The organism is Stenotrophomonas sp. CASM110 (assembly GCF_049384345.1).
GTDB classification, from domain to species: domain Bacteria; phylum Pseudomonadota; class Gammaproteobacteria; order Xanthomonadales; family Xanthomonadaceae; genus Stenotrophomonas; species Stenotrophomonas muris.
In genome coordinates this window covers 32,494-52,628 of the sequence record NZ_JBMRGI010000021.1, presented here as the reverse complement: position 1 = coordinate 52,628, position 20,135 = coordinate 32,494, and the positions used below count along the sequence as shown (strand labels likewise).

General features: G+C 67.7%; 18 protein-coding genes. 8 read left to right on the top strand and 10 right to left on the bottom strand.

All coding sequences use genetic code 11. The features are described 5' to 3' along the window. Positions 1–50: 50 nt before the first annotated feature. On the top strand, positions 51–668 hold the full coding sequence (locus VG561_RS17000) for a trimeric intracellular cation channel family protein (protein ID WP_005411215.1): 618 nt from the start codon (positions 51–53) through the stop codon (positions 666–668). A gap of 262 nt (positions 669–930) precedes the next feature. On the opposite strand, the gene VG561_RS16995 is transcribed toward VG561_RS17000, so the two are convergent. The 7 genes from VG561_RS16995 to VG561_RS16965 all read right to left on the bottom strand — a co-directional run bounded on the left by VG561_RS16995 (position 931) and on the right by VG561_RS16965 (position 6,382). Further along, the gene (locus VG561_RS16995) at positions 931–2,004 is read right to left on the bottom strand and encodes a 3-deoxy-7-phosphoheptulonate synthase (RefSeq protein ID WP_423179824.1); all 1,074 of its coding nucleotides are present in this window, start codon (positions 2,002–2,004) and stop codon (positions 931–933) included. A gap of 294 nt (positions 2,005–2,298) precedes the next feature. Further along, positions 2,299–2,556 (bottom strand): hypothetical protein, encoded by a 258-nt coding sequence (locus VG561_RS16990; protein ID WP_014648585.1) that lies wholly within the window; start codon positions 2,554–2,556, stop codon positions 2,299–2,301. A 90-nt stretch (positions 2,557–2,646) separates the two neighbouring features. Next, positions 2,647–2,985, bottom strand: coding sequence for a DUF6616 family protein (locus VG561_RS16985; protein ID WP_423179823.1), 339 nt, complete (start codon positions 2,983–2,985; stop codon positions 2,647–2,649). 48 nt (positions 2,986–3,033) lie between these two features. Continuing rightward, positions 3,034–3,774 carry a DNA alkylation repair protein gene (locus tag VG561_RS16980; protein WP_423179822.1) on the bottom strand — a complete coding sequence of 247 codons (741 nt, stop codon included), beginning with the start codon at positions 3,772–3,774 and terminating at the stop codon, positions 3,034–3,036. Next, entirely contained in the window at positions 3,771–4,271 is a 501-nt protein-coding gene (locus VG561_RS16975) for a MarR family winged helix-turn-helix transcriptional regulator (protein ID WP_032958244.1), read from the bottom strand. Before VG561_RS16975 ends, VG561_RS16980 begins: the two co-directional genes overlap by 4 nt. A gap of 72 nt (positions 4,272–4,343) precedes the next feature. Continuing rightward, complete coding sequence (locus VG561_RS16970; protein ID WP_032958242.1) at positions 4,344–5,642, bottom strand: sensor histidine kinase; 1,299 nt, start codon at positions 5,640–5,642, stop codon at positions 4,344–4,346. Between the two features lie 32 nt (positions 5,643–5,674). Then, entirely contained in the window at positions 5,675–6,382 is a 708-nt protein-coding gene (locus VG561_RS16965; protein ID WP_014648590.1) for a response regulator transcription factor, read from the bottom strand. 106 nt (positions 6,383–6,488) lie between these two features. Between VG561_RS16965 and VG561_RS16960 the strand changes: the two genes are divergently transcribed. Together VG561_RS16960 and VG561_RS16955 are read left to right on the top strand one after the other, a co-directional pair. Continuing rightward, the gene (locus VG561_RS16960; RefSeq protein WP_014648591.1) at positions 6,489–7,418 is read left to right on the top strand and encodes a pepsin/retropepsin-like aspartic protease family protein; all 930 of its coding nucleotides are present in this window, start codon (positions 6,489–6,491) and stop codon (positions 7,416–7,418) included. 67 nt (positions 7,419–7,485) lie between these two features. After that, complete coding sequence (locus tag VG561_RS16955; RefSeq protein WP_069117774.1) at positions 7,486–8,649, top strand: serine hydrolase domain-containing protein; 1,164 nt, start codon at positions 7,486–7,488, stop codon at positions 8,647–8,649. Between the two features lie 92 nt (positions 8,650–8,741). Here the strand turns inward: VG561_RS16955 and VG561_RS16950 are convergent, their stop codons facing one another. The 3 genes from VG561_RS16950 to VG561_RS16940 form a co-directional block, all read right to left on the bottom strand. Further along, a complete protein-coding gene (locus tag VG561_RS16950; protein WP_032958237.1) occupies positions 8,742–9,353 on the bottom strand; it encodes a DUF6445 family protein in 612 nt (203 codons plus the stop codon). A 132-nt stretch (positions 9,354–9,485) separates the two neighbouring features. After that, complete coding sequence (gene groL / locus VG561_RS16945) at positions 9,486–11,135, bottom strand: chaperonin GroEL (RefSeq protein ID WP_005411226.1); 1,650 nt, start codon at positions 11,133–11,135, stop codon at positions 9,486–9,488. Positions 11,136–11,216: 81 nt separating this feature from the next. Continuing rightward, the gene (locus VG561_RS16940; protein ID WP_005411227.1) at positions 11,217–11,504 is read right to left on the bottom strand and encodes a co-chaperone GroES; all 288 of its coding nucleotides are present in this window, start codon (positions 11,502–11,504) and stop codon (positions 11,217–11,219) included. Between the two features lie 311 nt (positions 11,505–11,815). Here VG561_RS16940 and VG561_RS16935 point away from each other — a divergent pair, with 311 nt between their 5' ends. From VG561_RS16935 to VG561_RS16915, 5 genes are all read left to right on the top strand, one after another. Further along, positions 11,816–13,606 (top strand): endonuclease, encoded by a 1,791-nt coding sequence (locus VG561_RS16935; protein WP_014648594.1) that lies wholly within the window; start codon positions 11,816–11,818, stop codon positions 13,604–13,606. A gap of 68 nt (positions 13,607–13,674) precedes the next feature. Continuing rightward, entirely contained in the window at positions 13,675–14,013 is a 339-nt protein-coding gene (cutA, locus tag VG561_RS16930) for a divalent-cation tolerance protein CutA (RefSeq protein ID WP_014648595.1), read from the top strand. After that, positions 14,010–16,391 carry a protein-disulfide reductase DsbD domain-containing protein gene (locus tag VG561_RS16925; RefSeq protein WP_423179821.1) on the top strand — a complete coding sequence of 794 codons (2,382 nt, stop codon included), beginning with the start codon at positions 14,010–14,012 and terminating at the stop codon, positions 16,389–16,391. The genes cutA and VG561_RS16925 overlap by 4 nt, the downstream gene beginning before the upstream one ends. Then, positions 16,388–16,951, top strand: coding sequence for a TlpA family protein disulfide reductase (locus tag VG561_RS16920; protein WP_423179820.1), 564 nt, complete (start codon positions 16,388–16,390; stop codon positions 16,949–16,951). The genes VG561_RS16925 and VG561_RS16920 overlap by 4 nt, the downstream gene beginning before the upstream one ends. Positions 16,952–17,589: 638 nt before the next feature. Next, a complete protein-coding gene (locus VG561_RS16915) occupies positions 17,590–20,112 on the top strand; it encodes a PepSY domain-containing protein (RefSeq protein WP_197621432.1) in 2,523 nt (840 codons plus the stop codon). Positions 20,113–20,135 lie beyond the last annotated feature (23 nt).

The window sequence follows — 20,135 nt, the reverse complement described above, 5'->3', positions numbered from 1 at the left end:
AGTGGCGGTGTAGGCGCATGGCCGGCCCCACCGCGCCCGGAGCCTGTCCCATGCTGCTGTCCATCATCTACCTGATTGCCATTTCCGCCGAAGCCATGACCGGCGCACTGTCCGCCGGCCGCCGACGCATGGACCTGTTCGGTGTGGTCATGATCGCCTGTGTCACCGCCCTCGGCGGCGGCTCGCTGCGCGACATCCTGCTCGGCCACTACCCGCTGGGCTGGGTGAAGCACCCCGAGTACCTGGGCTTCACCGTGTGCGCGGCGCTGATCGCCACCTGGGTGGCGCGCTGGATGCATCACTTCCGCCGCACCTTCCTGGTGCTCGACGGGCTGGGCCTGATCGCCTTCACCCTGATCGGCTGCTCGATCGCGCGCGAAGCCGGCCATGCGATGCCGATCGTGCTGATCGCCGGCATGCTGACCGGCGCGTTCGGCGGGGTGCTGCGCGACATCCTCTGCAACGAGGTGCCACTCATCTTCCAGAAGGAGCTGTACGCGATCATCGCGCTGCTGACCGGCGCGGCCTATCTGTTGCTGCTGCACTGGGGCGTGGCCGATGCCACCGCGATCCTGTGCTGCCTCGGCGGCGGCTTCGCGTTGCGCCTGCTGGCGATCCACTACCGCTGGGAAATGCCGAAGTTCGTGTACCACGACGAAGTGCATTGAGCCTCTTCGTAAAGTCGAGCCATGCTCGACTGCTCTTTGCAGGAAACCAACGCGCTTCGCGCGCAGGTCGGGCATGGCTCGACGCTACAGGAAGCGGTATCACCACCCCGGCGATGTACCTGGCGCTGTCGCTCATGCGCAGCGCCAGGCGCATCGCCGGTGCAGATGGGCCGGCCTCCAACTCCGACCGGCCCTGATCGCGGCCGCACCCCCGCAGGCGCTGGCCGCCATCCACACACGTGCCGCACTCAGGCGGCTTCGATCAGGCTGCTTCGGACACCTTCACGTCGCGACGGACGCGCACGGCCGCAGCCAGACGCTCCAGCACCGTCACGGTGGTGTCCCAGTCGATGCAGCCATCGGTGATGCTCTGCCCGTAAACCAGCGGCTGGCCTTCCACCAGTTCCTGGCGGCCACCGACCAGATGGCTCTCGATCATCACGCCAACGATGCGCTGTTCGCCGTCTTCCAGCTGAACAGCAATGTCTTCGATCACCTTCGGCTGGTTCTCGGGGTTTTTCAGGCTGTTGGCGTGGCTGGCGTCGATCATCAGGCGCGTCGGCAGCTTGGCCTTGGCCAGCACCTGGCAGGCGTCGGCGACGCTGCCGGCGTCGTAGTTCGGCTGCTTGCCGCCACGCAGGATCACATGGCAATCCGGATTGCCGGTGGTCGACACGATGGCGGTGCCGCCCTGCTTGGTGACCGACAGGAAGTGATGCGGATTGGACGCCGCACCCACCGCGTCAGCGGCGATCTTGACGTTGCCATCGGTGCCGTTCTTGAAGCCGACCGGGCACGACAGCCCCGAGGCCAGCTCACGATGCACCTGGCTTTCGGTGGTACGCGCGCCGATCGCGCCCCACGCCACCAGGTCGGCGATGTACTGCGGCGAGATCACATCGAGGAATTCGACACCGGCCGGCAGGCCGAGCTTGTTGATGTCGCGCAGCAGGCCGCGGGCAATGCGCAGGCCCTTGTCGATCCTGAAGCTGCCGTCCAGGTCCGGGTCGTTGATCAGGCCCTTCCAGCCCACCGTGGTGCGCGGCTTCTCGAAGTACACACGCATGACGATTTCCAGTTCGCCGGCCAGCGCGTCGCGCAGCGGCTTCAGGCGCTGGGCGTATTCGATGGCGGCCTTCGGGTCGTGGATCGAGCACGGGCCCACCACCACTGCCAGGCGGTCGCCACGGCCGTGCAGGATCTGGTGCAGGGCCGCGCGCGAGGCGCTGACGGTGTCGGAGGCTTCATCGTCACAGGGCAGCATCGCCAGCAGCTGGGCAGGCGGTGTCAGCGGTTCGATGGTGCGGATACGCAGGTCGTCGGTGTGCGGGGGCATTGCAGGAGATCTCCGGAACGTTGGGGTCCCCAGCGTGGCGGCATGAAAAAAGCCGCCAGGTTCGCTGGCGGCTTTCGGGAATGCGTCTGAAGCTTTCTTCAGGGTGAGCGCAGTCCTTCCTCCGCCAGTGGCTTCGGAAAGTAATACCAGTAAAAGCGGGTGGCGGCTGCGTTCATGGGGTGTATTGATAGCACAGCTTTTGCGCAGTGCAAAATGTTTCATCCGCAACCGGGGGTGCGGTTCAGCGAGGCGCGCGCCAGCGCTGCCCACGCGGCAGCAGCCACGCAAAGCTGCTCATTTGCCATGCACTTCCACGTCCAGCAGCAGGCCTTCGTGGATGTCGGCCCAGCGCTCCAGCACGCGGTCCAGCTCCTGCCTGGCCTCGTCCAGCTGCTCGGGATTGAGCAGGGAACGGGTGGTGTAGAGGTCGGAGACCAACCGCCGCAGGGCCGCCTCCGGGATGGCCACCGACGGCCCTTCCCGCCCCGGCAACTGCAATGCCGGGCTGTCGCCAAGCGGGCCGAACAGCGTGACCTGGAGCGTGCTCTGCATGATCAACTTCCCTGCGGATGGACATGGGCAATGTCCTGTTTACCGCGTCCGGGTGACAGGCGCATGTGCCATGCGCGTCCGGAGACGCTGCTACAAGGCGGCCAGGTCGGCAAGGTGCTGCCCCATCCCATCGTCTGCGCCGACGGCGTTGATGGTGGCGAAGTACTGATGCCAACCGGTGGCGGCAATGCCGGCCACCAGCGCATCGGCGTCCGCGCGGCTTGCACAGCGCCAGACCGCATAGAACTGCTCATCGCTGCCGTGCTGTACGCCCCTGGCAACGCGGCCCATCGCCAGCAGTGTGATGCGGACTGGATCGAACTGCTGCATGCCTGCACCGATACGGGCGAAGAAGGCATTCCGCTGCTCGGGCTGGAGCGTGGTCCAGGCGGGGGTGGCGGTGTAGAGCTCGATGAAGGTGTGCGACATGCTGCTTCTTCCTTGAAGGTTTGGGGGGTTGCCGGCCAGCGGCCGGCACTACCGGAGCGAGCGCATGGCGCGTTTGCGGATGTAGGCATTGGCATCACCAGGGTGCTGCTGTTGCCAGCGCGCGCACAGCGCACGCAGCCACTGCGGCTGTGTCTTGCCGGCATCATTGAGCCAGTTGCCGACCGAGTCCTGCACATAGCGCTCCGGGTCGTCGGCGAGTGCTTCCAGCATCGCCTCTGCAAGTTCCGGCTGCCGCTTGAACAGCGCGACATGTGTGGCCCACACGCCGCGCGGGCGCAGCGCTTCGCAGGCGAAGCGGCGCAGGTACGGCGATCCTTCCTGCGTCCATGGTTGCAGGTACTCCAGCGCCTGCAGTGGTGCGGCAACAATGTCGGCACGCAGCGCCAGCCACGCCCATTCGCGCACGCCGAAGTGCGGGTCGTCAGCCAGTGGCCGCATCGCCTGCAGCTTGGCCGGCAGCGTCGCGTTGGCGTCGCCGCCGATCAGGTAGCAGGCCCAGCCACGCACCGTGTCTGACGTATGCGCCTGCCAGCGCGCAGGCTCCCCCTGTCCGGCTTCGTGCAGCAACCGCGCCGCCAGCGCCATGCGCTGGGTGATGCCCTTGCCTGAGGCGTCGCGCATGCATTGCAGCGATTCCGGCTCAAGGGCAGGCGCCACCACCTGCAGCAGCGCGGTGAAATCCACGGCCAGGCATTCGGCCAGATGGGTGGCAGCAGCGCTGCCACTGTTGAGTGCATGCAGCCTTTGCGCAGGAACGGGCGTGCTCATGCTGCCGATTCCCGCCCACCGTCCGTGTGCTGCCAGACCTTGTGCAGCAGCTGCGACAGCTGCTGCTGTTCACCCGCATCCAGGCCGTCGAACAGGCCGCTGATCCATTGCGTGTGCTGCTCGAACAACGACTCGGCCAAGCGCTTTCCCGGTGCGGTCAATACGATCTGCAGACGGCGGCCATCCCCGTCATCGCTGCGACGCTGCAGCAGGCCTTCACGCTGCAGGCCATCGAGCAGGCCGCTGATGGTGGCACGGGTCACGCCGGCACGCTCGGCCAGCAGGTGCGGCGGCAGCGTGCCACCGGCCCCGTGCAGCAGGAACAGCACGATGAAGCGGCCCTCGCTGAGCCCATGCGGTGCCAGCCGCGCGGCGCAGTCGCGATCGATCGACGAGGACAACGAGAGCAGCTGGAAGCACAGGCGCAGTTGCGCGATGTTGGCGTGGCCGCGTCGCTGCGATTCCTCCAGCAGGGCCTGATGCTTGGCTTCGATCATCTCACGAACACGATATGGTTAGGGGCCTAATCATATCACCGGATAGCCGCCATCTGTAAACCACAGCCGATATCAGGGGAGCTTTCCCAGCAGCAGGCGCGCGATCAGCCCGCCGCCCTCGCGGTGCAGTAGCTGCAGTTCGCCTGCGTGACGCCTGGCCACGTTGGCGGCCATGGCCAGTCCCAGCCCGGTCCCACCGGTAGCGCGACTGCGCGAGCTTTCGCTGCGCTGGAACGGTTGCAGCAGGCGGACACGATCAGCTTCGGCGATGCCCGGCCCGCGATCCATCACATCCAGCTGCACCCCATGTCCCCACACGGCGACATGCAGCTCCACGGCGCCCGCGTAACGCTCGGCGTTGTCGATGAGATTGTCGACCGCGCGCCGGAGCAGCAGCGCGTCGCCATGCCACGGCAGCGTATCCGGGCACTGAAGCGAAATGTCGACCCCGCGCAGCAGCGCCCCTTGCAGGCATTCCTGCAGCAGGGCAGCCAGATCCAGCGAGCGCATCTGCAAGGGCTGCAGCTCGCCGCGTGCATAGTCCAGCACCTGCTCGATCATCGCGTCCATGCGTTCGATGTCCGCCACCATCCGGGCGGCCTGTGGTGCGGGAGCGAACTCGGCGCGCAGGCGCAGGCCGGTCAGGGGCGTGCGCAGGTCATGCGCCACTGCCGCCAGCATATGGGTCATGTCCTGTGCCTGGACCCGCAGGCGTTCGCGACCGGTGCTGATCGCGGCGGCCAGCATCTGCACTTCGCGTGGGCCATCGTCGGGCAATGGCGACTCGGCCTGCAGGTCGACGCGTGCGCTCGCTTCGGCCAGGCGCCGCAGCGGGCGCCCCAACCGGATCGACGCCCACGCCGCCAACGGCGCCAGCAGGATCGCACCGCCCAACAGGGCGAGCATCACCTGGCGGCGCCAGGCCGCCAGGTCACTATGGTCGCTGCCGACCACCCGCCAGCGGCCGTCGGCCTGGCGCATCCCCAGTTCAAACGGCGGCCACTGCATCGCGGTCAGCAGCGCGGCCTGTGATTTCAGCACGCCAGCACGACCGGAGGCGTCCAGTACCGCGCCACCCTCGATGACCTGCACATCGGGCGCCCTGCCCTGCCCCGTCCATGCCAGGCGTACATCCTCGGCCGGCATGCCCATCTGCGCGGCCGCCAGCTGCGCGAGCCAGTCGCTGGCGCTACCTTGGGGAGGCGCGTCCTGCGTCGCCCTGCGCAATCCCAGTGACGCCGGCGCCTGTTCCCCACGCAGTACCTGCATCGCATGGTCCAGCCGCATCGGTGGCGGCGCGGGCCGGGGCATCCAACCCACCACTGCAACGCTGACCAGGGTTGCCAGCAGCAGGCTGGCCAGCGCCAGCATCGCGATCCAGCGTGTGGTCGACCACCGGCTGCTCACAGCACCTGTACCTCAGCGTCGAAGCGATACCCTTCCCCGCGCAGTGTCTGCACGAGGGCTTCTGCCCCGGACGCGGCCTGCCCGAGCTTGCGGCGCAGGCGGCTGATCGCGAGGTCAATGGCACGGTCCACGCTGTCACTGGCTTCTCCGCGACTCAACTGCAGCAGCTGCTCACGCCCCAGCACCCGCCCGGGACGTTCGGCCAGCGCCAGCAACAGGGAAAACTCGCCACGACTCAGCACCAGCTCGGCACCGTCCGGTGCGAACAGGCGACGCTGGTCGGGCAGCAATCGCCAGCCATCAAACCGCAGCTCGCTGGCCACCTGCGTGCGCAGCTTGTCCTGACGGCGCAGCAGTGCGCGTACCCGCGCCAGCAGTTCACGCGGATCAAAGGGTTTGGCCAGGTAGTCGTCCGCGCCCATCTCCAGGCCGATCACGCGGTCCGGTGCAGCCCCCATCGCCGACAGCATCAGGATCGGGATCGCCCTCGCCTGCAGCCTGCGGCAGACCGACAGCCCATCCTCACCGGGCATCATCCAGTCGAGGATGATCAGGTCCGGTCGTTCGGCCTGCAGCAGCACGTCCAGTGCCGCCGCATCCGCCGCCAGGCGTACCTGGTAGCCGTGCAGCAGCAGGTGGTCGGCGATGGCGTCGCGGATGCTGGCATCGTCGTCGACGACGATGACACGGATGGGAGTACTCATTCGGACAGTATCCAGCACCTGTGTATCAGGACGGTATCAACGCCGATATTCCGGCGATACGCCGCCGTGCGCCAATGGTCACCCACGATCACTGCGGAGTCTTCCCTTGCGCCTCTTCCTGTTGCCCCTGTTCGCCGCTCCCTTGCCTGCGCTCGCCTCCAACGCCGCCGCGCACATCCTGCCGATGTGGATGCAGGGCGGTCATCCGGCGGTGGCCGTCTCGCTGGACGGGCGCGCCGAACCGCTGCGCTTCGTGGTCGACAGTGCCGCGGGGGCAACGCTGGTCGATGCCCGCGTCGTGCGGCGCTATGGCCTGGAGGATGCGGATGCAGAGGTATCACAGGCGCAAGGGGCGAGTGCAGCTTCGGCGCGGTTGCAGCGCATGCGCAGCACGTCCTGGCAGCTGGGCAGCTGGCAGCTGCAGGCCCAAGCCATGAACGTCGATCTGTCATCGTTGCCGAAGGATGATGATCCAGCCATCGACGGCTTGATCGGCAACGATCTGACCGGGCGCTGGGACACCCGTTGGGACTTCGGCCGCAATCAACTGGCGCTGTGGACACCCGGCGGATTGAACCTGGAAGGACCGGGTTGCCAGCCCAATGCGCTGCCCGGCCGCACTGGCGGCCTGCGCCAGTTCGGCTTCATCACGCTTGCACTGGGCGCGCCTGCGGTGGACGCCATCGCCGTGGTCGACACCGGTGCCGCACAGACCGTCCTCAACGCCGAAGCCGCCCGCGCACTGGGGCTGCGCACCGACGGCAGCGACGCGCGGGTGCGGGTGCGTGAAAAGGGCACCGAAGGCCTGGGCGGCGGCAAGCAGGCAACCTGGCTGTACACCCTGCCCGGCATGACCGGCGGCGGCTGGCAGCACCCGTCGATGGAGATCCGCATCAGCGAACTGCCGGTGTTCAAGGCGATCGGCCTGGAGGGCCGGCCGGCGCTGATCCTCGGTGCCGATGCAATGCGCGGCGGCCAGGTGGACATCGGTGCCGGCGCGGCGCGGATCTGCCTGCGCCGGCCGCAGGCCAGCTGACATCTGGCGATGACGCCAGCGGCAGCCCGGCGTAGCATCACCGTGCGCCCCACCAGGAGTTCCACGCATGTGCCGTGCCACCCTGATGTTGCTGACGCTGCTCCCGCTGGCGGTACTGGCCGCGCCGCCACCCGTGCCCTCGCCCACTCGCATCGATGCCGAAGCACGGCGGCTGATGCAGGCGGCCCATGCGCGCGGGATGGCGCTGGCGGTGATCGATGACGGCAAGGTGGTGCATGTGGCCGCCTACGGTGAACGCAACGCCGCAGGCGAGCCGCTGCGCACCGACACCGTGATGTATGCCGCATCGCTCACCAAGATGGCCTTCGGCCACCTGGTCGCACAGCTGGCGCAGGACGGGGTGATCGATCTGGATGCCAGCATCGCCACAGCTCTGGACGTGCCGCTGCCAGACTACCCGCCCGAACCGAAGAAGTACGCCGACTACAGCGTGCTGGCGAGTGATGCACGCTGGCGCCGGCTCACGCCCCGAAAGCTGCTGAATCACGCCAGCGGCTTTGCCAACTTCGGCTTTCTGGAACCGGATGGCCGGTTGAAGTTCCACTTCGAGCCCGGCAGCCGCTACGGCTATTCCGGCGAGGGCCTGATCCTGCTGCAGTTCGTGATCGAACGTGGGCGACTGGGCGAGGATGTGGGTGCGTTGATGCAGCAGCGCGTGTTCGATCGCTTCGGCATGGCGCGCACCAGCATGTCGTGGCGCGCGGATTTCGCCGGCAACCTGGCCGATGGCTGGACCGTCGAAGGCAATACAGAGCCGCACGATCAACGCAGCCGTGTGCGGGCGGCAGGATCGATGGATACCACCATCACCGACATGGCCCACTTCGCCGCCGGTTATGTGCGCGGCGATGGGCTGTCTGCGGCAATGCGCAGGGAACTGGTGCGGCCGCAGCTGCCGATCACCACCGCCAGCCAGTTCCCAACGCTGCAGCCGGAGCTGCCCGTTGCGCAGCAGCACCGGGATCTGGCCGCGGGCCTGGGCGTGGTGACCTTCCGTGGCCCCCAGGGTGCAGGCTTCTACAAGGGCGGCCACGACGATGCGGTCGGCAACACCCTGGTGTGCATCGAGCGGCACAAACGCTGCGTGGTGATCCTGGGCAACGATGTACGGGCCGAGGCCACCTTCCCGGCACTGGTGGCGTTCGTGCTGGGTGATACCGGCGTGCCATGGCAGTGGGAGTACGGCGCGGCGAAGGCCTTCGTCGAATGAAGGCGCGATGATCCCTGGGCGGGGAGTGCGGAGGGATGGGAGCAACCATGCATGGCGTGTGGATCCACCTCACGCGTGGATGCCTGCTCCGCTCAGCGCGCCTGCTCGAAGAACATCAGGTACACCAGCCGGCCATTCTCCGGGCGGTCGCCGAACGCTGGCCCGGCGGTATGCCAGAACCAGGGCCGCAGCAGCACCAGCCGGTTGAAACGCATCGGGATGCGCATGGTCATTTCCCACTGGCTGTCGTCGTTGCTGTCGCGCTCGATGATGTCACGATGCATGTCGCCGCCGTTGGCATAGCCCAATGCGGCCAGCTCCGCTGCATCCAGGGCCATGCGCTCGGTGCCGGTACGGCGGTGGCGGAAGAACTCGGTGCCGCCCTCGCAGTGCTCCGGTGCACTCAGGTAGAGGATGCCCGACCAGTGCGAGTGATCGGCGTGCACCTTGGCGCGGCCGGTGTCACCGGCCAGGGTAAGGCGGAACTTGCCATGCGACTGCAGTGGGTTGACCGGCCGCAGCGGTTCGTTGACCAGCCGCGAGACCGCGCCGGACAGCCCATCCAGTTCCAGCCGCTGCTGCGAATTGCGGCCGGGGAATGCACCCTCCTGCACCGGATAGGTCAGGCCCAGCGCCGCCTGGCGCAGCCCCTGCGCATCGGCAGGAGAAAGGAAGTCGTCGACGACGATGAAGGAGGTAGGCATGGCCACCGAGCGTAGCGTTGCGCTGCTGCGGCGGCAACCGGGCAACGAAAAACCCCGCCTTGCGGCGGGGTTCTTCCTTGCATCGGGAGGGCGTGCCGACCAGGGTCGGCAACGACCGCCGGGGACGTGGACTTAGAAGTCCATGCCGCCCATGCCACCCATGCCGCCCATGCCACCGGCGCCACCCATGGCCGGCTCGTCCTTCTTCGGAGCTTCGGCAACCATGGCTTCGGTGGTGATCATCAGGCCAGCGATCGAGGCGGCGTTCTGCAGCGCCGAACGGGTCACCTTGGTCGGGTCCAGGATGCCGAACTGCAGCATGTCGCCGAACTCGCCGGTGGCGGCGTTGTAACCGAAGCTGCCGGTGCCTTCCTTGACCTTGTTGATGATGACCGACGGCTCGTCACCGGCGTTGGCCACGATCTCGCGCAGCGGGGCTTCCATCGCGCGCAGGGCGATCTGGATGCCGTGGTTCTGGTCTTCGTTGGCGCCCTTCAGGCCGGCCAGCGCGGTGATCGCGCGGACCAGGGCAACGCCGCCGCCCGGAACCACGCCCTCTTCAACGGCCGCACGGGTCGCGTGCAGGGCGTCGTCGACGCGATCCTTCTTTTCCTTCATTTCGATTTCGGTCGAGGCGCCGACCTTGATCACGGCAACACCGCCGGCCAGCTTGGCCACGCGTTCCTGCAGCTTCTCGCGGTCGTAATCCGAGGAGGTGTCCTGGATCTGGGTCTTGATCTGCGCCACGCGTGCATCAACGTTGGCCTTGTCGCCGACGCCGTCGATGATGGTGGTGTTCTCCTTGGAGACCTGCACCTTCTTGGCGCGGCCCAGGTCCTTGATGGTGGCCTTCTCCAGCGACAGGCCGACTTCTTCGGAGATCACGGTGCCGCCGGTCAGCACGGCCATGTCTTCCAGCATCGCCTTGCGACGGTCGCCGAAGCCCGGGGCCTTGACGGCCACGACCTTGACGATGCCACGGATGGTGTTGACCACCAGGGTGGCCAGCGCTTCGCCTTCGACTTCCTCGGCCACGATCAGCAGCGGCTTGCCGGCCTTGGCGACGCCTTCCAGCACCGGCAGCAGGTCACGGACGTTGGAGATCTTCTTGTCGTGCAGCAGGATGAACGGGTCATCCAGGTCAGCGGTCTGCGACTGCTGGTTGTTGATGAAGTACGGCGACAGGTAGCCGCGGTCGAACTGCATGCCCTTGACCACGTCCAGTTCGTTGTCCAGGCCCGAGCCTTCTTCAACGGTGATGACGCCTTCCTTGCCGACTTCCTTCATCGCGTCAGCGATGATCTGGCCGATCGACTCGTCCGAGTTGGCCGAGATGGTACCGACCTGGGCGATCGCCTTGTCGTCGGCGGTCGGCTTGGAGATGTTCTTCAGCTCGGCGACGGCGGCCGAGACGGCCTTGTCGATACCGCGCTTGAGGTCCATCGGGTTCATGCCGGCGGCAACGGCCTTGGCGCCTTCGCGGATCAGGGCCTGGGCCAGCACGGTGGCGGTGGTGGTGCCGTCGCCGGCATCGTCGTTGGTGCGCGAAGCAACTTCCTTCACCATCTGCGCGCCCATGTTCTCGAACTTGTCAGCCAGTTCGATTTCCTTGGCGACGGAGACGCCGTCCTTGGTGATGGTCGGCGCGCCGAAGCTCTTTTCCAGCACGACGTTGCGGCCCTTCGGGCCCAGGGTGGCCTTGACGGCATTGGCGAGAACGTTGACGCCGCGCACCATGCGCGAACGGGCGTCTTCACCGAAACGAATATCCTTGGCAGCCATTGCATTTACCTCATTGGTAGCGCCGGACGATGCCCGGCGGCTGGGAGTTTGGGATCAGGTTGAAACAGGTCGCGCCGGGGCTCAGCCGATGACGGCGAGCACGTCGTCTTCGCGCAGGACCTTGTATTCGACGCCTTCGCTCTTGTACGAGCTGCCGGCGTACTGGCCGTAGATGACCTTGTCGCCGACCTTCAGCGACGGCGCGCGCACGTTGCCGTTGTCCAGCGGCTTGCCGGGGCCGACGGCCACGACCTCACCCTTGGTGGACTTTTCCTTGGCCGAGTCGGGGATGACGATGCCACCGGCGGAGATTTCGTCGGCTTCGATCGGCTTGACCACAACGCGGTCGTGCAGCGGCTTGATGCTCATAGGAGACCTCTTAAGTGATTGATTGGTCTAAAAAAGTCCGGCGATGTTAGCACTCACCCCAGGCGAGTGCCAGAACCGCACGTGAAGAAACCCGACAACGTCGGGAGCAGGGCAGAGATGGAGCCCCGCCGCCCCCTTTCAAGGGCGAAATGAAAAAATTTTTCCGCCCGCGCGCCTCGGCCAAGGCGTCGGTCTTGGACAATTTCGGTGACAAGCGTCGCACTGTCAGATATCTGACGTTCATTTACGACAAAGTGTCACTGGATCGGCCTTAGGCTCGGTCAGGCATTCCCAATCACAAGGAGTAGTCGATGCGATTGCTGTCCCCGCTTGCCGCCGCCTGCCTGCTGGCACTGGCCGCCGCGCCGGCCCAGGCCGAGGTTTTCATCAACGAACTGCACTACGACGACAGCACCGCCGCCGGTGACGTCGGCGAAGCCATCGAAGTGGTCGCCACCGCGGGCGAGGACCTGTCCGGCTACCGCCTCTACCTCTACAACGGCAGCAATCCTTCGGCGGCCGCGGTCTACGCCAACAACCCGGTCCCGGCCGGCACCGCCGCCGGCTGCGGCAGCGCGACCATCGCCGTGGTCAACTACCCGACCAACGGCATCCAGAACGGCCCCAACGACGGCATCGCCCTGGTCGATGCCAGCGGCAAGGTGGTCCAGTTCCTCAGCTACGAGGGCGCCATCACCGCCTCCGGTGGCCCTGCCGCCGGCATGACCAGCCAGAACATCCCGGTGGCCGAGACCAACAGCACGGCCGCGGGCACCTCGCTGCAGCTGACCGGCAGCGGCAGCCAGTACACCCACTTCACCTGGGCCGAGTCGGCCAGGCAGACCTTCGGCAGCTGCAACAACGGCCAGACCTTCAGTGGCGGCGGCACGCCGGGCCCGAACACACCGCCGTCGGTCTCCACCACCACCCCGGCGCAGGGCAGCAGCACCTTCCCGGCCGCCGCCGACCTGGAAGTGGTGTTCAGCGAGACGGTGAACCTGGCCAGTGGCGCCTTCGCCCTGAGCTGCGGCACCTCCGGCAGCGTGCCGTTGACCTTCCCGGCCAGCGGCCGCAGCGTGAAGCTGTCCACCAACACTGCGCTGGTGGCCGGTGAGGCCTGCCGCTTCGACATCCGCGCCGCGCGCATCACCGACCTGCAGGGCGCGCACCCGGCCGCCGACAGCCGCATCGCCTTCACCGTGGCCAGCACCGGCGGCAATCCGGACCCGGGCAACCCGGGCGTGCCGGCCGGCTACTACTCCAAGGTCAACACCAGCAGCCCCAGCCAGCTGCGCTGCTCGCTGCATGCCACCATCAAGGGCCACACCGCCTACCCTTACAGCGGCTCGGGCACCAGTACCTGGACCATTCTGGAAATCGCCGACGAGGATCCGAACAATTCCGGCAGGATCCTCGATGCATATCGCAACCACAGCTACGCCAAGGTGACCGATCGCGCCGGCAGTGGCAGTGGCCTGAAGTACAACCGCGAGCACACCTGGCCGAACTCGCTGGGCTTTGCCACCACCACCGGTGACAAGGGCCTGCCGTACGCGCCGTATACCGACACCCACATGCTGTACCTGACCGACGCGCAGTGGAACGCCGACCGTGGCAACAAGCCGTTCGGCAAGTGCGACGCCAACTGCGGCGAGCGCGCCACCGAGGCCAACAACGGCCAGGGCGGCGGCAGCGGCGGCTATCCGGGCAACTCCAACTGGGTGCGCACGCCGGACGGCAACACCGGCACCTTCGAGGTGTGGGGCAAGCGCAAGGGCGACATGGCGCGTGCGGTGATGTACATGGCGATCCGTTACGAGGGCGGCAAGGATGCGGCCACCGGCCAGTCCGAGCCGGACCTGGAGCTGACCGACGACCGCAGCAAAATCGTCAAGACCAGCAGTTCGCCGGCCTACATGGGCCTGCTGTCCACGCTGATCGACTGGCACCTGTCCGATCCGCCGGATGATGCCGAGCGTGCGCGCAATGACGTGATCTACAGCTTCCAGGGCAACCGCAACCCGTTCATCGACCACCCCGAGTGGGCAACCCCGGCCCTGTTCACCTCGGCCAAGCCGGCCACCTGCCAGCTGGCCAACTGACCGCGCAACGCAGCGGTCCACTGCCGCCGCCGGGCCCTGACCCGGCGGCGGCCCTATACTCGGCGGTCATGTCGACCGTCGATCCCGTCCTGCTGCTGTTGACCACCTGCCCGGACCGGGCCAGTGCCGAGCGCATCGCGCACGCGCTGGTCGGCGAGCGCCTGGCGGCATGCGTGACCCGCCTCGATGGCGCGCAGTCGACCTACCGCTGGCAGGGCGAGGTGACCACCGACGCCGAACTGCAGCTGCTGGTGAAAACCACCGCGAGCCGCGTCGATGACGCAATTGCCCGGATCGTCGCACTGCATCCGTATGAACTCCCGGAGTGCATCGCGGTCGAAACCCGGGCCGGCCTGCCGGCGTATCTGGACTGGATCCGGGCACAGACCCGGGAGGACACTGATTGAAGACTCTGTTTGCGCGCGGCGCCGCCTTGTGCGCCCTGTTGTGGCTCTCGCTGCCGGCCTTCGCGCTGGATGAGAAGGACCTGCTGCCGGTGGACCAGGCGTTCGCGCTGACCGCCAGTGCCCCCGAACGGGGCCAGGTGCAACTGCAGTTCAAGATCGCACCGGGCTATTACCTTTATCGCCACCGCACCAGCGTCAAGGCCGACCCGGCCTTCAATGCCGGCGCGCTGCAGATGCCCAAGGGCGACAAGCACCACGACGATTTCTTCGGCGAAGTCGAGACCTATCGCGAGCGCCTGCAGGCCACCCTGCCCGGCACGCCGTCCGAGGCTGCCGGCACCATCAGCCTGGAAGTGCGTTACCAGGGCTGCGCCGATGCCGGTGTCTGCTACCCGCCGCAGAAGCGCGTGGTGCAGGTCACCCTGCCGGGCGCCGGTGCGGCGGCGGCGGTGCCTGCCGCGCGTGCCGGTGCGGCCAACCCGTTCAACAACCCGCTGGCCGGTGCCGGCAACAGCGGTGGCCTGCGCCTGCCGGGCGCGGCCAACAACAGCCAGGCCCTGCCGCTGCCGTCGGAACAGGCGTTCGGCTTCGATGCCATCGCCAGTGACGGCAACACCCTGCTGCTGCGCTTCAGCCCAGCGCCCGGCTATTACCTGTATCGCGACCGCACCTCGCTGAAGCTGGAAGGCAGCGCCGGCGTGCTGGCCGGCAAGCCGCGCTGGCCGGCCGCGCAATCGCATCGCGACGAGCACTTCGGCGATGTCTCGGTCTACTTCAACCAGGTGGAAGTGCCGCTGCCGCTGCGGCGCACTGTCACTGATGCCGTCGACAGCACCTTGGTGGTGACCTTCCAGGGCTGCCAGACCGATGGCATCTGCTACCCGCCGATGACCCGCCGGGTGAAGCTGTCGATTCCCGCTGGCAAGCTGTCCGCCAGCATTGACCAGGAGCCAGCGCGCAACGAGGTGATCAGCCCGCTGCCCGCCGCCGGCGTGCCACGTGAATCCGCCAACGGCGCACCGTTGCGCCTGCTGCCGACCGTCCCCAACGACGGCATTGCCACTCCCGCCGCCAGCGGCAGTGAGGGTGCGCGCAATGAGTTCGCCGCCGACGCGCGCGATGGCAACGCACTGCGCACGCGCCCACCGGCGACAACCCCGAACCCGGACCGTTCGTTCGTCTGGGTGCTGCTGCTGGCGCTGGCCGGTGGCCTGGTGCTGAACCTGATGCCCTGCGTGCTGCCGATCCTGTCGCTGAAGGTGCTGAGCCTGGCGCAGAGTGGCGAAAGCCCTGAGCGGGCACGCAGCCATGCCCTCTGGTACACGCTGGGCGTGCTGGTCGCGTTCGCGGTGATCGGCGCGCTGATGGTGGGCCTGCGCGCGATCGGCAACGCCGTCGGCATCGGCTTCCAGCTGCAGCACCCGGGCGTGGTGGCGGCGCTGGCCTACATCATGTTCGCGGTGGGCCTGAGCCTGTCCGGCGTGTTTACCCTCGGCGGTGGCATCGGCAACCTCGGCCAGTCGCTGGCCAGCCGCAGCGGGCCGGCCGGCGATTTCTTCACCGGTGCGCTGGCCTGCCTGGTCGGCAGCGCCTGCGTCGGCCCGTTCATGGGCGGGGCGATCGCCTATGCCTTCATTGCCCCGCCGCTGAAGGCGATGACCGTATTCCTGTTCCTCGGCCTGGGCCTGGCGCTGCCGTTCCTGCTGATCGGCTTCGTGCCGGCGCTGGCACGCCGCCTGCCCAAGCCCGGCCCGTGGATGGAAACGCTCAAGCACGTGCTGGCCTTCCCGATGTATGCCACCGCACTGTGGCTGCTGTGGGTGCTGGGCAAACAGCGCGGCGTGGACGGCATGGCACTGGTGCTGGGTGGCCTGCTGCTGTTCGCCTTCGGCCTGTGGCTGTTCGAGCGCAATCGCTGGACCGGCTCGCGTGCGGTGACCCTGCTCGGCGTGCTGCTGGCGATCGGCGCGCTGGTTCCTGCCTGGGGCGTGACCCAGCTGGCACCACCGGCGCGGGCCGCACAGGCCGCCAGCGAGAACGTGGTCGAGTATTCGCCGCAGTTGCTGGACCGCCTGCGTGCGGACAACCGCGTGGTGTTCGTCAACATGACTGCCGACTGGTGCGTGAGCTGCAAGGCCAATGAACGTGCCGTGCTGTCGCGGCCGGAGTTCAAGGAACTGCTCAAGCGCACCAACGCGGTGTACATGCGCGGTGACTACACCAACGTCGACCCGCAGATCACCACGTTCCTTGAAGAGCACAAGGCCGTGGGCGTGCCGCTGTACGTGGTGTACGGCCCGGGTGCGCCGCCGACCGTGCTGCCGACCCTGTTGACCCAGGCGGTGGTCGAGGAAGCGCTGCTGCGCACCGCACGATGAAGTGGCAACGGCCAGCGCTGCTGTGGACAGCGGTGCTGGCCGCCGGCCTCGGCCTGTGGGCCGGGCATCGATTCTCACCCGGCCCGTCTGCACCGGCCGCGCCAACGACGGCTTCCACAGCGACGGCCGTGAAGCCTGCCCTGCAGGTGGGTGATCCCTTGCCGGCGCTGATCCTGCCGGACCTGGCGGAACAACCGCTGGACCTGCGCGCCCGCTTCGCCGGCCGGCCGCTGCTGATCAATGTCTGGGCCAGCTGGTGTGCGCCCTGCGTGGAAGAGATGCCCGAACTGGCCCGCTTCGCCGAAGCCCAGGGCGACAACGGTGTGCAGGTGCTGGGCATTGCGCTGGATGCCCCGGACGACGTGCGCGCTTTCGTGCTGCGGGTACCGGTGGACTACCCGATCGTGGTCGAGACGCCGGGGCCAGGCGATGCCAGCGTGCAACTGGGCAATACGCAGGGCCTGCTGCCCTACAGCGTGCTGTTCGATGCACAGGGGCGGCGGGTGAAGGCAAAGCTGGGGCCGTTCGCCCACGGCGAGATCGACGGCTGGGTGAAGTGAGGGTGTTTTTTGCAGGGCTTGGAGCCCTGCACCCTGCTCAATGCAACGGCAACAGCCAAAGCGGGCTTTCCGTGGGATGGCGGGGCGCTGTGGCTGTGCAGGACACGCCGTAAACCCGTCCGTGGGGGCTCGATGGCGCCATCCATGGCGCCAACGGTCCTGCACAGCCACACCGCCCCACCTTCGACAGATTCCGGCGGCTGTTGGTAGGTGTCGACCTTGGTCGACACATCTGTCAGATATCGATATTCAGAACGGAATCAGACCCCGTGCCGACCAACGGTCGGCACCCACCAAAGCAGAACCTCGTTCCGACAGATCGCAGGAACTGTCGAAGGCGGGGTGGGTCCGGTTGAGGGGGTGTCCGCGGCATGGATGCCGCGGCCAAGGCTACAGGGACGTACTTGCGCCGTCCCCCGCAACCGGACCCGCCCCGCTTCCTCACAGGAAACCCGCTGTTGCTTCGGCTGTTGCTTCTGAGGTTGCCGGCCAGGCCGGCACTACCGCGGGTGCCGGGCGCAGCCCGGCCGGCAACCCCTGCTTGACCGCAGCCGGGGCGCCGCGGAGAATTCCGCGACTAATTCTCATTTGCTGTTGCGCAGGATGCGGGCGGCAGCCTCCCGGGCCCCTCTCCTTCGATGTTCAAGAACGTCCTGTTCCAACTGCATTGGCTGCTGGGCATTACCGCCGGTGCCGTCCTGGCCCTGATGGGCCTCAGCGGCGCCATGCTGTCCTTCGAGGACGAGCTGCTGCGCGCGGCCAATCCTGGCTTCGCTGAGATCGCCGAGCACCATGCGGACGGCCAGCATCCCCTTGCACTCAGCGAACTGGTGCCGTTGCTGCAGGCTGGCAGCGAGCGCCCCCTGCAACGCCTGCGCGTGGATGCCACCGGACAGCGGCCGTCGGTCGCGCGCTTTGCCGGCGGCAAGGAACACTGGGTGTACTTCGATCCGTACAGCGGCGAGCGCTTCAGCGCCCTGCGCGGGCAGGCATTCTTCGACGTCGTCGAGGACCTGCATCGCCACCTCGCTGCCGGTGAGCGCGGCAAGTGGATCACCGGCAGCTGTGCAATCGCGCTGCTGTTCTTCACCCTGTCCGGTCTCTACCTGCGCTGGCCACGACGCTGGTGGCACTGGCGCAGCTGGCTGGCGGTGGAGTGGACGCGCAGCGGCCGAGGCTTCCTGTGGAGCCTGCACTCGGTGGTCGGCACCTGGGTGCTGCTGATCTACCTGATGAGTGCGCTGACCGGCCTGTGGTGGTCGTTCGACTGGTACCGCAACGCGGCCAACACGCTGCTCGGTGTGGCGCCGGCGGCAAAGCACACGGTTGCCGCCGACGCGGCACTGGACGTCCATCGCATCGAGGCCACGCTGTACGCGCTACCCGGCGTGCGCACCGGCTTCATCGACCTGCGCCTGCCGGAGAAGCCGGGGCAGGCGCTGAACGTGCGGGTGATGGCCGGTGATCCGTCGCAGCGCGGCGGCCACCACGACCGTGCGCATGACCTGCTGCAGCTCGATCCGGCCAGCGGCGCGGTTCTCGATGCCCGCCCGTACGCACGCCAGGGCGCGGGCGGACAGCTGGCCACCAGCGTGTTCGCGCTGCATTCGGGCAGCTACTTCGGTGTGCCCGGGCGCGTGGTGGTGATGCTCAGCAGCCTGGGCATGAGCCTGTTCTTCATCACCGGCTGGATGCTGTACCTGGACCGCCGCCGCAGCCAGCGTGCAGCGCGAGGGCTGCGCCGCGCGCTGCCGGCCACGACCACCGATGGCCGTGGTCCGCCGTGGCTGGTGGTGCATGCCAGCCAGAGCGGACTGGGCGAACAACTGGCGTGGCGTGCGGCCGCGCAGCTGCAGGCGTCCGGTCATGCGGTGCAGGTGCTATCGCTGGCCCGCGTCGGTGCCGCGACGCTGCAGGCCACCTCCCAGGCGCTGCTCGTGCTGAGCACGTTCGGCGACGGCGAGCCACCGGATGCCACGCGCCGCGCGGCGCGGCTGCTGCTCGCACAACGCCTGGACCTGTCGCGCCTGCAGTTCGGCCTGCTCGCGCTGGGCGACCGCCAGTACCCGCATTACTGCGGCTTCGGCCGCCAGTTCGATGGCTGGCTGATCGGCAACGGCGCGCGCCCGCTGTTCGAGCGCATCGATGTCGATGCCGCTTCGGTGCCGGCATTGCGCCAATGGCAGCAGCAGCTGGGTACGCTCACCGGCATCGTCACCGATGACAGCGTGCTGCCTGCGGCTACGCAGATGCATGAGTGGCGCCTGCTCGGCCGCGACCACCTCAACCCGGGCAGCGTCGGCGGAGCCATCTGGCGTATCCGTCTTGCCGCACCGGCCGACGTGCAGTGGCAGGCGGGTGACATCCTGCACATCGCACCCCGCCACAACGCGCGGCATGCCGGTGCCGTGCTGAAGGGACACGGTCTGGATCCGCTGCAGCCCCTGCTGGTCGATGGCCATCCGCGCACGCTGCTGGCGCTGGCCAGTGAACGCGAGCTGCCCGAGGCCGATGCCGCGCTGGCGGTGCAGGATGCCTGCCTGTGGCTGGCCGGGCTGCCGCTGCTGCCCAGCCGCGAGTATTCGATCGCCTCCTGCACGGATGATGGCGTGGTGGAGCTGGTGGTGCGGCTGGTGCATGACGCCTCCGGTCGCGCCGGGTTGGGCTCGGGCTGGCTGTCGTTGCATGCACCGATCGGTTCCGGCATCGTCGCCCGCGTGCATCGCAACCCCGGTTTCCATCGCGTCAGCGGCGCGCCGATGGTGCTGATCGGCAACGGCACCGGCATCGCCGGGCTGCGCAGCCTGTTGCGCGAAGCTGCCCACGCAGGCGAGCGCGGGCACTGGCTGCTGTTCGGTGAACGCCAGCGCGCACACGACTTCCTGTTCGCCGACGAGATCGAAGCCTGGCAGGCCAATGGCCATCTCACGCGGGTGGACCTGGCGTTCTCGCGCGATGGCGAGGGTGGTTACGTGCAGGATCGCCTGCGTGCGGCCGTCGATGCGCTGCGCGACTGGATGCAGCGCGGTGCGGTGATCCATGTCTGTGGGTCGTTGCAGGGCATGGCCGAAGGCGTGGACCAGGTGCTGCGTACTGCGCTGGGTGATGAAGCGGTGGAAACGCTGCTGGAAAACGGGCGCTACCGCCGCGACGTGTATTGATTCCTGCCGCCGAACGCTGGTGT